This window comes from Burkholderia sp. PAMC 26561 (assembly GCF_001557535.2).
In the GTDB taxonomy this organism is placed as follows: Bacteria; Pseudomonadota; Gammaproteobacteria; order Burkholderiales; family Burkholderiaceae; genus Caballeronia.
Map to the genome: position 1 here is coordinate 865,247 of NZ_CP014307.1, position 13,429 is coordinate 878,675.

A 13,429-nucleotide genomic window follows, 5' to 3' on the forward strand; every position below is an offset into this window, starting at 1 on the left:
AACGGAGCACACAATGTTCGCATGGCAAACCCCTCTCAACTACGCCTCCTATGCTTCCCGCTCCTGGCCTGAACGCCCGGCGCCTCACAGACAGGCACGTCCGGCCGGTGTGGCCAGTCTTGTACTCGCGGGGGCGACGGGTTTTATCGGCGGGAATGTGCTGGTTTCGCTGGTCAACGGCGGCTTGCTGGACCGCGTGGTGTGTCTCGTGCGTGCCGCCGACATCAGCGAGGCGATCGCGCGGCTACGCGCTTCAGCCGCGCGGTGCGGCTTGCCTCGCGTACAAGCGGAGCGTTTGAGCGCGGCGAACGTGATCGTGGGCGAACTGGGCGGCGAGTTCTGCGGCGCCGATCTCGCGCGTCTTCGCGACGCATCTCATGTGATCAACTGCGCCGCAATGGCATCGTTCTCGAGCAACCCGCAAGTGCTCGATATCAACGTGCGCGACACGTTGCGCTTTGCATCGCGTTTCGATGGAAGCGCCGCGCTGCAACGCTTCCTGCACGTCAGCACCGCAATGGCATGCGGCACGCAATGCGGCGGCAACGTGCGGGAGTCGGCGTTTTCGCAGGCGGACGCGGGACATCTCGTGCCCTACACGCAAAGCAAGCGGGACGCCGAACATCTGCTGCGCAGCAACTTTCCGCGCCTGCCGCTGGTGGTCGCGCGGCCATCGATCGTGGTGGGGCATACCGTGCTGGGGACACTGCCGTCGGCGAGCATTTTCTGGGTGATGCGCGTGGTGCATGGCGCGCGCCGTTTCACCGCACGCGCCATGAGCCGGCTCGATGTCGTCTCCGGCGACGATTGCGCACGCGCGCTGATGCTGCTTGCCGTGAAGCCGAATCTGGCGTTCGACCTGTACCACGTGTCGGCGGGAACGGAAGCGCCGACTATCGGCAAGATCCTGATCGCGATGGACGAAGCCACCGGCATTCACGGCCGCCGCTACACCATTTGCGGCGAGCGCGATTTTCGCAAGATGGCGCGTGACGTCGTCGGCCGCGAGAACTCGGCGAGCGGCCGGCTGATCGAACACGCGCTGCGGCTGTATGCCGGCTTTGCCGCGCTCGATTACACCTTCGACAACCATCGTCTGCGCGATGAAATCGGCTTCGAGCCATTGCCGTTCACCGACTATGTCAGCGAATGCGTGCGTACATCGCGGGGCGTGGGCATTGTCGAGCAGATGCGCTGGGACTTCAAATAAACGGTTCGCGCGGGACTGCGCCGCAATGACAGCTTCCTGCATGACCCGGCATGTGGAAGTGCTCCATGTAAGGACAACCATTCAAGCATGCTTGAGGTTACACGCATAGAATCGAATCACGTTCTTCGATACCAACCTCAAGGTGCTCCCATGACGCGTAAAAGTGCGATCGTAATTGGCGTAGGCGCGGAACTCGGCCTGGGTGCCGCGCTCTGCAAACTGATTGCGCAGCAGGATTATCACGTGTTTGTCGCGGGCCGTTCGCTTGAAAAGCTCGACACCGTCGTGCGCGCGATTACGGTGAACGGGCATCACGCCGAGTCAGTCGTAACCGATGCAACATCGGAACCCGACGTCCTCAATCTCTTCGATAAAGCCATGGCGTCCCGCGAAGGAATTGAACCGCCGTCGCTCGTCATCTATAACGTCGGCAATAACAGGCGTGTCGACTTTTGCGATTTGAGCCTGGACGATTTCGAAAGCTTCATGCGCACCGGACCCGTGGGCGCATTCCTCGTGGGCCGGGAAGCGGCGCGCAGACTCGTACCGCTGGGACGCGGCACGGTGATCTTCACGGGTGCTTCAGCGAGCCTTCGCGGCAAGCCTGGCTTCGCTCACTTCTCGGCATCGAAAGCGGGCGTGCGCATGATCGCCCAAAGCATGGCGCGCGAATTCGGGCCGCTTGGATTGCACGTCGCGCATGTGGTGGTGGATGGGGGTATCGACGGTGAAAGGCTCAGGACTTCGCGTCCGCAAGCCGTTGCCGAACGTGGCGAGAATGGCTTGCTCAACGTCGATGCAATCGCCGAAACGTTCTGGGCCATTCACGCGCAACATCCGTCGGCATGGACGCAAGAAATCGATTTGCGGCCGTTCAAGGAATCGTTCTAGTCTCCGGGGCTGATCGCACATCATCAATTGCGGTCAGTTCCCGAACAAGCTCACCTCGTAGCTGGCCGAGCGCGGTTATTTCAACAGCAAGCGCGTTCGGATAAAGCCAGGCTCTTTCGAAAGCGCCTGGATCAATCCATTCGATGGCGCGCGGTCCAGATCCGTGACCACATATCCCGTTTCGCCCTGCGTTTGCAAATGCTGCGCGACAATATTGGCGCCCTCCGCCGCAAGCTTTGTGTTGAGCGTGGCGAGCGCGCCCGGCGCATTGCCGTGAACGTTGAGCAAACGCGCGGCTGCGTCGAGCGGTCCCGGATTCACGTGCGGGAAGTTGACGGCCCCGACCGTGTCGCCCGTGGTCAGAAACGAAATCAGCTTGGTCGCGACCTCCGTGCCGATATTCTCCTGCGCCTCCTCCGTGCTGCCGCCAACGTGCGGCGTGAGGATCACATTCGGCAAGCCCTGAAGCACGCTTTTGAATTCATCGGCGTTTGTTTTCGGCTCTTCCGGGAATACATCGATCGCCGCACCGCCCAGCCGCTTCGCGTTCAACGCTTGCGCGAGCGCTTCGATATCGACGACCGATCCGCGCGACGCGTTGATCAGGATTGCGCCGGGTTTGAAGCAGGCGATCGTCTCTGCATCGATCATGCAGTTGGTTTGCGCGGTCGCCGGCACATGGAGTGTGACGACGTCGGCTTGCGATACGGCGTCGGCCAACGATTGCGATGCACGCGCCGAGCCCAGCGACAAACGCGCCTGCACATCGTAATAAACCACGCGCATTCCCATGGCTTCGGCAAGCACGCCAACCTGCGAGCCGATGTTGCCGTAACCCACGATCGCGATCGTCTTGCCGCGCGTTTCGAACGACCCGCTTGCGCCCTTCGCCCACTTGCCCGCATGCGCCTGTACGCTTTTTCCGGCACGCGGCGCAATAGCAGAATGGCTTCTGCAATAACCAGTTCCGCCACCGAACGCGTGTTCGAAAACGGCGCGTTGAACACCGGAATGCCTGCTTGTGCAGCGGCGTTCAGATCGACTTGCGACGTACCGATGCAAAAGCAGCCAATCGCAAGCAGATGACGCGCGGCATCGATTTCATCGCGCCGGAGATGCGTCGCCGATCGAATCCCGACAAGGTTGTGCGCCTGGAGCGCGCTCAGCAGCTCTGCGCCAGCAAGCGCGCCTGCGCGCCGCTCGACCTCGAGCTTTGACTCGCTGAAACGGGCAACCGCGGTGTCGTGGATATTTTCGAGTAGAAGTACAGAGGTCATGGAACGCTTTTGAGTCGGTGACCTGGGCGTTGTGGGCCCAGCAAGTGGCAAGAGTAGGCAAGGGCGCGCAAGTGGTGTCCCCGAACAAGTCGACGCCAAGCAATCGACGTCGTGTTCGATGTTACCGCTTGCAGCGCCCTAGCATTCGCCACCCTACTCGTGATATGGCCTTTATTTCAAGGCTTCCGGAATACTTTGTTTGGCGATTCCTTGACTGATTGTTTTCTTGGGAAAACAATCAGTTCGTTTGAAACGTCCCAATACTGTCGGGTATCGCACTAAACTGGGTTCTCACGCCACCAGAGGGAACCGTCAAAGCCATTACTCAGATTCGACCTTGTTGAAGGTCGCAGCAAGCAGGAAATCACGACCTTGCTCGATGCTGCGCTTCGTACGTCACCGGCGAGTTTTGAAGCCACACGGTATGCTAATAACGTAGGTTTTCTTACGTAACCGCCCCAGGATCCATGTCGATGAATTCCATTGCCAGACGTGCATCGCGGACTTACGCCATGCCTGAGCGCAGCGACCGGCTCGACTTCTATATCCGCGACCAGACCCTGCGCTCCGCCATCACGGAACGGCACAAGCACGACTACTTCCAGATCCAGATCAATCTGGGGGGCGACACGCAGCAGCATATCGGCGATGTAACCCGTGCGTTTCCAACCGGAGCCGTCGCGTTTATCGCGCCGCATCTGGCGCATATGATCCCGCATCCGGCGCAATCGCGGTTTATCGTGATCAACTTCGCGCTGGATTTCCTCGGGCTCGATATCGATGCCTACGATGGCCGTATCGACCTGAACAACGTTCCTGTCGTCCGCTTTCCGGAGCTGGCGCCCTTCCGCTTTCAGAGCGAGCTGGATTTCCAGCTCGTGCCGGCCGATCTCGCCGAGGTGGAACGCATCGTTCGGGTCATGATGGACATCGATGGCACGCGGGGATTTGGCGCCGTCGGCCGCTTGCGCGGATACCTGCTGCAGTTGATCGGACTGGTTTGCGCACGATACGCGGACTCGTTGCTGCAACTCGCGGCGCTCAGCGAGCGGGCCGTCAGCCGCCGCGGCTCAGTCAGCAAGGTGATGCGCCATGTACTCAAGCACCTGAACGACGACGCGCTGTCCCTGCGATCCACCGCGGACGCCGCCGGTTTGACGACGGGGTATGTCGCGCGTTTGATGAAGAAGGAAACCGGACGCACTTTCGTGCAATGGGTCACGGACCAGCGAATCAGCCGCGCAAAAGCGCTGCTCGCCGACGATACACGCCGCGTGAAGGACATCGCTTTCCTGGTCGGCTTTCGCGATGAAGCCTATTTCACGCGGCGCTTTCGTCAGGCTGAGGGTTCATCGCCGACGCAATTCCGTGCAGCGCAATTTGCGGGCCGGTTAGTTTAGTCCAAGGCGCGGGCCGGTTTTGTCCTGCTATCGAAGATGCTCGAAGCATATCGTTCATGGGTGATGCAGCCTTTCTGCACCGACACCCCCATCTCTTCGAGTACTCGATATGACCGAATACGTCTTCGCTCCTTCTCCCATCGTTGCGGTTCCCATCGCCGGATCGACGGCGTCGTTTCCAGTGCGCCGCGTGTTTTGCGTCGGACGCAACTACGCCGATCACGCTCGTGAAATGGGCGCGAACCCGGATCGCGAACCGCCGTTCTTCTTTACCAAACCCACCGACGCCGTAGTGCCCGCGGCAGGAACGCTCGCTTATCCGATGCTGACCGAAGACCTGCATCACGAGATCGAAATGGTGATTGCGATCGGCAAGGCGGGAAGCAGGATCGATCCCAAGGACGCGCTCGATTACGTGCTGGGTTATAGCGTTGGCGTCGATCTGACGCGTCGCGACCTGCAGGCAATCGCCAAGAAAATGAGCCGGCCCTGGGACTGGGCCAAGGGTTTCGATGAATCCGCACCCGTCACGCCCATTCATCTCGCCGAGAAAATCGGCCATCCGGGAACCGGCAGGATCTGGTTATCGGTGAATGGCGCAACGCGGCAAACGGGCGATCTCGCCGACATGATCTGGCCGGTCGCGGACATCATCAGCCACGTGTCGCAAGCAGTTGTCATCAAACCTGGCGACCTGATTTTCAGCGGCACGCCGGCCGGCGTCGGCGCGTTGAAGCGCGGCGACAAGGTTGCGGGCGGGGTCGATGGTGTAGCGGAGTTTGAGTTCGAGATCGGCAAGGCGTAGGCGCTTTCCACGCTTTTCGTTCATGCGGTCGCTTGCCTGGATGTGTATAACGTCAACACGTATTCCATTCATCGCGAGCGACCATGAGCAAACCTTTTCCGCCCGACGAACACGGTGGAGACAAGCGCCACCATCTGCGTTTTCATCTGCCGCACATGCATCTTTCATCGGTATTCGGCGATGACTGGTTCGCGCTCAAAGCCGAACGCTTCGCACGGTTCTTCGGCACGCCCACTTTTCTGATCGGACAGACAGTTATTGTCGCGTGCTGGATCGGGGTGAACGTCGCGGGCCTGACGAAGTTCGACATCTATCCGTTTATCTTGCTCAACCTCGCCTTTAGTCTTCAGGCTGCTTATGCTGCGCCGCTGATCCTGCTCGCGCAAACACGGCAGGCTGATCGCGACAAGGTGAATTCGGACGCCGATGCCCGACATCGGGAAGATATCGCCGCAGCGAACGAGGAACGCCAGAAGCAGGCGGCGAAGCAGGCGGATCAACTCGTCGCGCTGCTCGAGCAGAATACGCAACTCACCGAGATCACGCGGCAAATGAGCGAACGCATCGAAGCGCTGACGCTTGAGGTCCACGGCCGATTGGCGCAGGTGAATTTTAAAAGTTGAGAGGTGTTCGGTCTCCCGTAAAGGCTCACCTTGGAAGATTCGGCTTTTACCGGTGCGGGAAACACTGGATTCAGGTGATGACGATCCGCTTACCAAAAACGAACGCGAATCTGGAAACCCAGCGTAAAAGGCAAGTCGCTTGATGGTATCGGCGGAATCAAGATGATATTCGCGCCGATACGACCGTATTCGGCCATGATCAAAGGCGCAGCCACGGGCCCGACCTTATGATCGTGGCCAAATCCCCACTTGCCGTAATCGTAGCCCGAGATAACGCCGCCCATGACGGCGAGGCGGACGTAACCCCAATGCGTCAACTCCGGCGCCCACACGCCGCCGCCATAAAATGAAGGCGCTGAAAGCGAATTTCGAAAATATCCGCCAGTCACGGCCCACTGGGGCGAAACCCAACATTCCAAACCAACGCCCGGATTGAATTGATCAAAGTGTTTTTTAGGATGTACGTGGTAGGAGCCGATCATGGCGTCGGCCCACAGGCCATCGCCACATATTTCGGCTGCGGTGCCGTAAGCAGGTACGACAAACGCTGCCAGCGCGAAAAGCGCCGTTGGTAACAGAGACTTCTTGCGAATCACCGCTAACGTTTTCATTCGGCCCGGGCCTGTACGTTTACCTTCGCTCGGCAGCAGTCACCGAACGGGCGAGTTTTTTGGTATTAAATCCGAGCGAACTGTACATGAACGTTATGTTTATTTGTGTGAAGCTGCGAGGGTTTCAGAGCCCTTGAGTCGCGATTCGTCGCAACTCAGATATCAGTGAGTGCTGCCAGCTATTGATATGCGCGTCTGACCAAGAAACTTGATGCGCATAAAGTTTCCGCTTGGCGTGGGGCGACATAACAGGAAGGCCGTGCCGACTTGCGTCTGACACGGCCCTCGCTTGCTGATCTACTTCGAATGAAACAACCGCCACTTAATCAAATAGTGACGGCGCGGTCGAACCCCTTAGTGCTTCTTCAACGCGTCCTTCATGTCTTCGCGGGCATCGCCTGCACCTTTCTGCACCTTCCCGGCGGCCTGCTGCACGTCGCCCTTGGCTTCTTGGGCGCGGTCACCCGTCACCTTGCCGACGACTTCGTTGACCTTGCCCTTGGCTTGCTTTACTACGCCGTCTTTCTGATCCTTGTTCATCTTCATCTCCTTTCGTATCAAAAGCGCGAATCCGATGTAATGAAGTTCGCGGCGCCATGTCAGGAAATGTCCTGACCGTGTAGACAGCATCGCAAATCCATAGTGGGTCCGACAGCCGATGGCGTCTGATTAGCGCGTAGGCGGAATCGCACATTGCAAGCTTGCATCAGCGCAAATTGGAGCGCCGCGATAAAGGGAGATTGCGATAACCACTGTATATTTGTACAGTATCGTACCTTGCCGTTATCGCCGAAAGAGGGAGACAAAATGGACATCGAAGAAGATCGTATCGACACCCCCGAATTCGCCCGCGTGGTGAGAGACCTTAAGCGAATCACACGCGAGGTTGCGCATCGCTATATCGTGCAAGGAGTCCCACTGTCGTGGCGGCTCCTGCTCGCAATCGAAGCAGAGGCTCTCGCGGATCTTGGTTTTGCCGGCCGGCACGAGTCAGCGCTCAGAGCTCTGTTTGCACGCCCGGTTGACCTGAGCTTTCCCGAAACAGACGATCTTGTAGACTTTCGCAGGTCCAATGCGCTGCCGCCCGTGTTTGCATTCGCAGTTGATGCTTACGACCAGGCCGCACGCGCCGGGCATCCCGAGTTAGCGGTTGCAGTCACGCTTTAAAAGCGGCTTCGCCCGCAGGTTCACCTCTAAGGATCATTCCTGATGCCCCTGACCGCCAGGACCGACGACATTTTCGAGCGAGAGCGCGCGAGTTGGTACGCCGATCCGGTAAGTGCGTTCGATGCGTGGATGGCCGGTCAGGCATTCAAGGCATCGTCAGCGAACGTCTACCGCGCGCAATGGGGCCTGTTTCTTGAATGGCTGGACGTCAAACGCGTCAATCTCAAGACCGTGGACCGGCTCGCCATCGAACAGTTTGTAACCCAACTGGATATCCGGAAACCACAGCGCGTACGCTATCTACGGCTCATCGAGCGCGTGCTGGACCATGTTCGTCAGATAGAACTCGCGTCCACGAATCCTGCTCGGTTTATTGCACAAGATGGCGAAGCACCCTGGCGGGATGCACGGGAGAACGAGCCAACCGGTTTTCTATCGCACAACGAGCGCGCGGCGCTGGTCGCCTACCTTTTCTCGCCGATTGTTGATTTATCGGCCGGTCAACGCTGGCGTGAAAGCAGGGACCGTGCACTCGTCGGCGTATTTCTTGGCGGGGGAGTGAAAACGGGAGAGGCGGCCGCGCTGACCGTTAGTAGCTTTGACTGGAATCAGCCATGGCTCACAGTCGAAGCCTCAAATTCCGCGCTCATACGACAAACCCGGCTCGCGCCTTTCGCCGTCGCGTTGCTTGATCAGTGGATCAGCGAACGAAAAACCGCCGGATTGCCAGGCGACCTGTTATTTCCGTCTACCGCGTCGGGGCGGATCATGCACAAGGCCACGATGCTGCGCTCTATCGATGCGGTCACGCTGGCCGCCGGTATTGCAGATTCCCGGGTAGCCCGCGCCAGTCCCCAGACCTTGCGCAACACGTTTGCCGCGGACCGGTTTGAAAGCGGAACGATGCCCGAGCAGGTCGGACAGTGGCTGGGATTTCAGCAAGACATTTCAGCGCACAGGCTGCATCGGGCGTGGGAACGCTGGAAAGGTGAGGAAATACGGGAGCGTGATTTGGCCCATGCAAAGAATGACGCTTCGGTTGCGGACGAACGATCCGCCGGAAAATCAGGTCCCGAATAACCTCACCTTTCGACTTGCTGGCTCGCATCGAGCATTTCTGCGGTCTTGAAGCATGCGACAGCCATAATCCGTGACGCCGTGGCACCCGACGATCGCTCACAATCAGGGCACGAAAGCTCGAACTCGTTTCCGTGCTGAGCAAGTTCGGGCTCACCAGCCATGCATGTTGGACAACGCGACGGCAGCACGATAAACGCGTCGACTTCGGTGCCGAGCGCCAGAATTTCCTTGTTCAATAACCGTCCTTCTTCGACCAACGAGCAAATGAGCCGGGCTGCACTTCTACTGATTCCGCTTTGCGCGCGAAGGGTGTCGCGCTCGGAGGAGAGTTCATCGATTTCGTCGGATTTCTCGCGCAGTTGCAGCTCAAGTCGGTCGGCACGCGCTTTCGCAGTGCTGAGTTGCTGGATGAAATCAAATTCTTTCTGACTGGCCTGGCGCACACTCGTCTGGTACGTCGCGGCCATGCCGCGAAGCGAATCGAGTTCAACCAGCATCGGCTTGACGCGCCGCTCAGCCTCACTCACCGCGTCCTTGATCTGCTGCGCATAGTGCTCCGTGTTCTGCCGCAATTCGCAATTCAAGGTATCCAGTCGATCACGTAACGTGGCGTTTGTCAGTTGTTGGGCATCGAGACGTTTGGTCAGGGCATCGTTTTCACCCTCCAGACGCTGGATTAACGCGTGGAGACCGCCCTGAGCGCTTGAATCCCGGTCACGGAGCGCATGCATTTCTGCTTCCAATGCAGAATTGTGTGCCAACGCCGCGTCCGCCCGCGCTTCGCTTCGTAGGAGCGCTTCATTGACGGTAGCGAACCGTACTTCGAAATCGTGAAGACGACTCAATGCGGTGTCCGCGTCGCTCTTTGCTGCGTTACGTTCTATCTCGAGCGATTGACTGGCTAAATGCCTTGCTTCCTGAAACAGTTGCCCAAGGAGTTCGCCTGCGCGCTCCTGCAAAGCATCGGGAATCGCGCCACCATCGATGCGAATTCGGGACGCCGACCTAATTCGGGTCCAGAACGCATCGATATCCTTCGGAATGTCGCTTGCGCTTCCGGTCTGAGTTAGGTCCCTTACGGTAGCCATGGATGGCCGGATGCCGAAATCGAAGAAGAGCCGCTTGCATGCATGTTGCGAGAGGTCTTGCCTTCGTGCGCCATTGGCTCTTAATTCAGCAAGCTCAGTACGCAGATCGAGGCGCTCTCTATCATTCATAAACCCTCCCGGCACTTATTTCGTTCGATACATAATACATTACGTAGCAATCACTACGATTCCAAGAAAAGCTGAGAACTCGGCAAGTTTTGCAAGCGCTCGTGCTCCGTTACGCCAAAATCACCTTCCGGCGACAGTGGTTTCCGTGAAACATGTAGAGCTTAATAGCTTAACTTGTTGATTACTAGCAGTTTGTTTGGGCCGTGACTGCTTCGACGATGTTTCACGAGCCGAAGGGGTTGTAACGGTTCTCTATCTAGAATCTCCCCGTCTTGAGAGTATTAGAAGTAAACACCTTTGAACCCTAGTTAAAAACGTTAACGCCACGGCAAACCCTTATGGAGTAAGGCTTTCCGGACGCAAAGGTGAGTGTCTGCGGGATAGAAGGTGAGCGCTGACGGGGGCTGGAGGTGATGGGGTTCAGGAACGACAGTGAGTCATCACGGGAGCATCCGTGAGCGGATTCGGGAGTCGTGCCGTTTTGACAGGTGAGATTATTCGGGAGATCGCGGAGTGAACAAGCCCGCCCAGTAGACAAGGAGCATCTGCGACACCAATTTGTTAAGTGAGTGTTTGCGGGGGCTAAAAAAACGCAAAAAATCCAGTTAAAGTCGGTCATTATTACCTTATGGTGAGGGTTCACGGGGGCCAACGTCACTCGAGGGTGAGGTTATACAGGCGCCAAGACCAAATGCTTGCATGATCGCCTGCGATGTTTGCGGCTTAAGGTGAGGAGTTACGGGAGGGTTCGGGAGTGAGGTTTCAACCTTAAAGGCCTAATATTCTCGGTTTTAAGGGGTATTTGAGCCAGAGGCGGTAAAGGTGAGCTTTTTCGGGGGGCATCAACCGTCATTTGCCATGCCAGCGAGTACCCAGTAGTGATCCATCGGTGAGCGTATTCGGGAGCCCCTCTTGCACCTCGACGTTTTTCAACCAACGCTCGCCATCTGAAAAACCCGACTTCATCACCTAACATGTTGATAGTAATAAGAATATAAGGCAGATGCCGACAGCATCTCGTGCTTAGGGTGAGACTTTTCGGGAGGCTGCGATTTGAGTAGAAGTCGGCGCCACAGACCTTAGATCCTTGGCTAAGGTGAGCTTTTGCGGGGTCTTGGATCGTCGTAATCGGGCGTGTCCGGCGGATTTGGCACACGGCTGGACCTCGAAATCGCTCGGATGTGCCGCAAAGGTGAGGCTTTACGGGAGGTGCTCCATCGTTTATTTCAGGCTCGGGTGTCATCGTGGGGACGAAGGTGAGGGAATTCGGGAGCAGTGATGGTTCACGCGGATGGGCGCGTTACTCGGTGTTTAAAGCAGAATGAGGCTTCAAAGCGAGGTAACGGTGAGTGTTTTCAGGAGCGAAATCGTCAGGAATCAAGAGAAACAGCCTTCGTAAGTGGTATTCAATGAGAATTTGGCAGCCTCTGCACGGAGAAAGCCCCTTTTCGATGATGAGCAGTTTTGGCGGAAGACATGCGCAATCGAAAAATTTTTTTGGGTGAGGTAATACGGGATCGTAGTTCGGGCGCCAAAATATAAGCAAAAGAATGCGCCAAACCGTTTACCCGCGTGGCGCGGGGATACGCAAGGCGGACGACGAATGGTGAGGGTGAGAACTTTCGGGAGCGCACCTCAGTGAGTTCAGTGCGCAAGTTGCTGATCACCGCTCAAGGGTGAGTTTGTGCCTGTAGACGAGCGTCACCGTCGCCGGTATCCTTTCCCAAAATTCTCCCTGACACCAAGCATGGCAACCAAACGCGCGAAGAAGACTGACGTGGTGAGCCCGAGTTCGGCGGAGCTGCGAAAGGCCGTTGAGGCTATTGCAATTCAGCCCAAGAGCGGAAAGATCACCTTGTTGACTCGCAAGTTGTTCAACGTCTTGCTGGCAGTCGCACAGCAGGCCGACGAATCTGGTGATACCTATCGGGCGTTGCTGTCGGATATCGTCGCAAATTCAGCGTTCGATTCCAACGATACCGCTTTGGTCAAAGAGCACCTGCGCCGGATGGTGTCGGTTCAGGTCGAGTGGAGCACGGGCACCTCCAGCCAGAAGCCAGGCCGGAAATGGGGGATATCGACGTTGATCGCGGACGCGGAAATTCTTGAGGATCCCGCGACCAGGCGCGTGTGGGTTGAATTTTCCTTCGCACCGAAGATCAAGAAAAAGCTGCTGGATCCGGTGCAATACGCTCGCCTGAGTCTGCAGTTCCAGAGTCAGTTGCGAAGCAGCGCCGGCCTGGCTCTCTACGAAATCTGCGTCCGATATCTGACGAATCCGAGTCATCTCACCATGCGTGAGACGTGGGAATGGTGGCGGCCGATCTTGTCGGGCACGCCCGATACTGAAGCCGGCGACGAAGCGAAGCGCGAATACAAATATTTCAAGCGCGACTACCTCCGGCCGGCCATCGCCGAAGTCAACGCGGTGACAAATATTTTCGTCGAGTTGATCGAACACAGGGAAGGACGACGAGTCGCGGAGATACAGTTCCGCGTAACTGAGCGCAAGCAACCCATGCTTGCACTCGATGAACACCCGAATGTCTTTGACAGTACGCTGGTTGATCGGATGGTCAAGATCGGCATACCCCTGAAAGATGCCCAAACGCTCTACGCAGACAGCGAGGAAAACCGGATTCGGGCCGCATTGCAAATGACCGAGCAACGGATGCGGAGTACCTCGTTGCCCCCGGTAAGAAGCGCGGCGGCGCTATTCAAAGATGCTTTGAAAAAGGGTTACGCGCCCCAACTCGAGGCGCTGCCTGCGGCAACGGCCCCCGCGAAAACCAACGGCGCGCCGGCAGACGATCTCAAAGCGCGCCTGCTTAGCGAGTTTTCGGTTTATCGTCGGAAGGAAGCTCGCGCGCTGTACGAGGAGCAAGGTGAGTCGGAACGTGAACTGGCGCGCCAGACCTTCGAGGAAAATGTACTTCCGGAGCTCGGCGGTCACATGCGCGACGACTGGCGTAAGCGCGGACTCGACTCGAAGATGGGGGAAACGTCTTTCTTCGATTGGCTCGCACGCAAGACTTGGGGAGAGCCGACCGATGGGGATCTGCTGGCGTTCACATTGAATCAGAACCGCGCAGCGTAGACTAAAACGGCGGTTGTACGGCGCAAGACTTTCGTGTCTGGCGCCGTGGTG

Annotated in this window: 12 protein-coding genes and 1 pseudogene; 8 read left to right on the top strand and 5 right to left on the bottom strand. The window is 57.7% G+C overall.

Annotation, left to right across the window (positions count from 1 at the left end; genetic code table 11):
* The first annotated feature begins 13 nt into the window (after positions 1 to 13).
* Both AXG89_RS19595 and AXG89_RS19600 read left to right on the top strand, forming a co-directional pair.
* Positions 14 to 1,210 (top strand): SDR family oxidoreductase, encoded by a 1,197-nt coding sequence (locus AXG89_RS19595; protein ID WP_062171817.1) that lies wholly within the window; start codon positions 14 to 16, stop codon positions 1,208 to 1,210.
* A gap of 150 nt (positions 1,211 to 1,360) precedes the next feature.
* Positions 1,361 to 2,101, top strand: a complete 741-nt coding sequence (locus tag AXG89_RS19600) for an SDR family NAD(P)-dependent oxidoreductase (RefSeq protein ID WP_062171820.1) — start codon at positions 1,361 to 1,363, stop codon at positions 2,099 to 2,101.
* Between the two features lie 75 nt (positions 2,102 to 2,176).
* On the opposite strand, the gene serA is transcribed toward AXG89_RS19600, so the two are convergent.
* Positions 2,177 to 3,040, bottom strand: a complete 864-nt coding sequence (gene serA, locus AXG89_RS19605; RefSeq protein ID WP_442861751.1) for a phosphoglycerate dehydrogenase — start codon at positions 3,038 to 3,040, stop codon at positions 2,177 to 2,179.
* Positions 2,983 to 3,378, bottom strand: a pseudogene (locus AXG89_RS44650) (phosphoglycerate dehydrogenase); the annotation flags it as partial. The pseudogene AXG89_RS44650 and the gene serA, both read right to left, overlap by 58 nt.
* A gap of 473 nt (positions 3,379 to 3,851) precedes the next feature.
* Between AXG89_RS44650 and AXG89_RS19610 the strand changes: the two are divergent.
* The 3 genes from AXG89_RS19610 to AXG89_RS19620 all read left to right on the top strand — a co-directional run bounded on the left by AXG89_RS19610 (position 3,852) and on the right by AXG89_RS19620 (position 6,206).
* Entirely contained in the window at positions 3,852 to 4,778 is a 927-nt protein-coding gene (locus AXG89_RS19610; RefSeq protein ID WP_062171822.1) for a helix-turn-helix transcriptional regulator, read from the top strand.
* A gap of 109 nt (positions 4,779 to 4,887) precedes the next feature.
* Complete coding sequence (locus AXG89_RS19615) at positions 4,888 to 5,583, top strand: fumarylacetoacetate hydrolase family protein (RefSeq protein ID WP_062171824.1); 696 nt, start codon at positions 4,888 to 4,890, stop codon at positions 5,581 to 5,583.
* An 83-nt stretch (positions 5,584 to 5,666) separates the two neighbouring features.
* Complete coding sequence (locus AXG89_RS19620) at positions 5,667 to 6,206, top strand: DUF1003 domain-containing protein (protein WP_062171826.1); 540 nt, start codon at positions 5,667 to 5,669, stop codon at positions 6,204 to 6,206.
* Positions 6,207 to 6,295: 89 nt separating this feature from the next.
* Here AXG89_RS19620 and AXG89_RS19625 read toward each other — a convergent pair whose 3' ends face one another.
* Both AXG89_RS19625 and AXG89_RS19630 read right to left on the bottom strand, forming a co-directional pair.
* Entirely contained in the window at positions 6,296 to 6,760 is a 465-nt protein-coding gene (locus AXG89_RS19625) for a hypothetical protein (RefSeq protein ID WP_236873478.1), read from the bottom strand.
* A 411-nt stretch (positions 6,761 to 7,171) separates the two neighbouring features.
* Positions 7,172 to 7,357 (bottom strand): CsbD family protein, encoded by a 186-nt coding sequence (locus tag AXG89_RS19630; RefSeq protein WP_056363795.1) that lies wholly within the window; start codon positions 7,355 to 7,357, stop codon positions 7,172 to 7,174.
* A 267-nt stretch (positions 7,358 to 7,624) separates the two neighbouring features.
* Between AXG89_RS19630 and AXG89_RS19635 the strand changes: the two genes are divergently transcribed.
* Entirely contained in the window at positions 7,625 to 7,984 is a 360-nt protein-coding gene (locus tag AXG89_RS19635) for a DUF2471 family protein (protein ID WP_062171831.1), read from the top strand.
* 42 nt (positions 7,985 to 8,026) lie between these two features.
* Positions 8,027 to 9,064, top strand: a complete 1,038-nt coding sequence (locus tag AXG89_RS19640; protein WP_062171833.1) for a tyrosine-type recombinase/integrase — start codon at positions 8,027 to 8,029, stop codon at positions 9,062 to 9,064.
* Between the two features lie 2 nt (positions 9,065 to 9,066).
* On the opposite strand, the gene AXG89_RS19645 is transcribed toward AXG89_RS19640, so the two are convergent.
* The gene (locus AXG89_RS19645; RefSeq protein WP_062171837.1) at positions 9,067 to 10,281 is read right to left on the bottom strand and encodes a DNA-binding protein; all 1,215 of its coding nucleotides are present in this window, start codon (positions 10,279 to 10,281) and stop codon (positions 9,067 to 9,069) included.
* Positions 10,282 to 12,028: 1,747 nt separating this feature from the next.
* Between AXG89_RS19645 and AXG89_RS19650 the strand changes: the two genes are divergently transcribed.
* A complete protein-coding gene (locus tag AXG89_RS19650) occupies positions 12,029 to 13,378 on the top strand; it encodes a replication initiation protein (protein WP_062171840.1) in 1,350 nt (449 codons plus the stop codon).
* The last annotated feature ends 51 nt before the right edge of the window (positions 13,379 to 13,429 follow it).

Coding starts and splice junctions, on each gene's coding strand:
- AXG89_RS19595 (WP_062171817.1), top strand. CDS start 14: ATGTTCGCATGGCAAACCCCTCTCAACTACGCCTCCTATGCTTCCCGC.
- AXG89_RS19600 (WP_062171820.1), top strand. CDS start 1,361: ATGACGCGTAAAAGTGCGATCGTAATTGGCGTAGGCGCGGAACTCGGC.
- AXG89_RS19610 (WP_062171822.1), top strand. CDS start 3,852: ATGAATTCCATTGCCAGACGTGCATCGCGGACTTACGCCATGCCTGAG.
- AXG89_RS19615 (WP_062171824.1), top strand. CDS start 4,888: ATGACCGAATACGTCTTCGCTCCTTCTCCCATCGTTGCGGTTCCCATC.
- AXG89_RS19620 (WP_062171826.1), top strand. CDS start 5,667: ATGAGCAAACCTTTTCCGCCCGACGAACACGGTGGAGACAAGCGCCAC.
- AXG89_RS19630 (WP_056363795.1), bottom strand. CDS start 7,357: ATGAACAAGGATCAGAAAGACGGCGTAGTAAAGCAAGCCAAGGGCAAG.
- AXG89_RS19635 (WP_062171831.1), top strand. CDS start 7,625: ATGGACATCGAAGAAGATCGTATCGACACCCCCGAATTCGCCCGCGTG.
- AXG89_RS19640 (WP_062171833.1), top strand. CDS start 8,027: ATGCCCCTGACCGCCAGGACCGACGACATTTTCGAGCGAGAGCGCGCG.
- AXG89_RS19645 (WP_062171837.1), bottom strand. CDS start 10,281: ATGAATGATAGAGAGCGCCTCGATCTGCGTACTGAGCTTGCTGAATTA.
- AXG89_RS19650 (WP_062171840.1), top strand. CDS start 12,029: ATGGCAACCAAACGCGCGAAGAAGACTGACGTGGTGAGCCCGAGTTCG.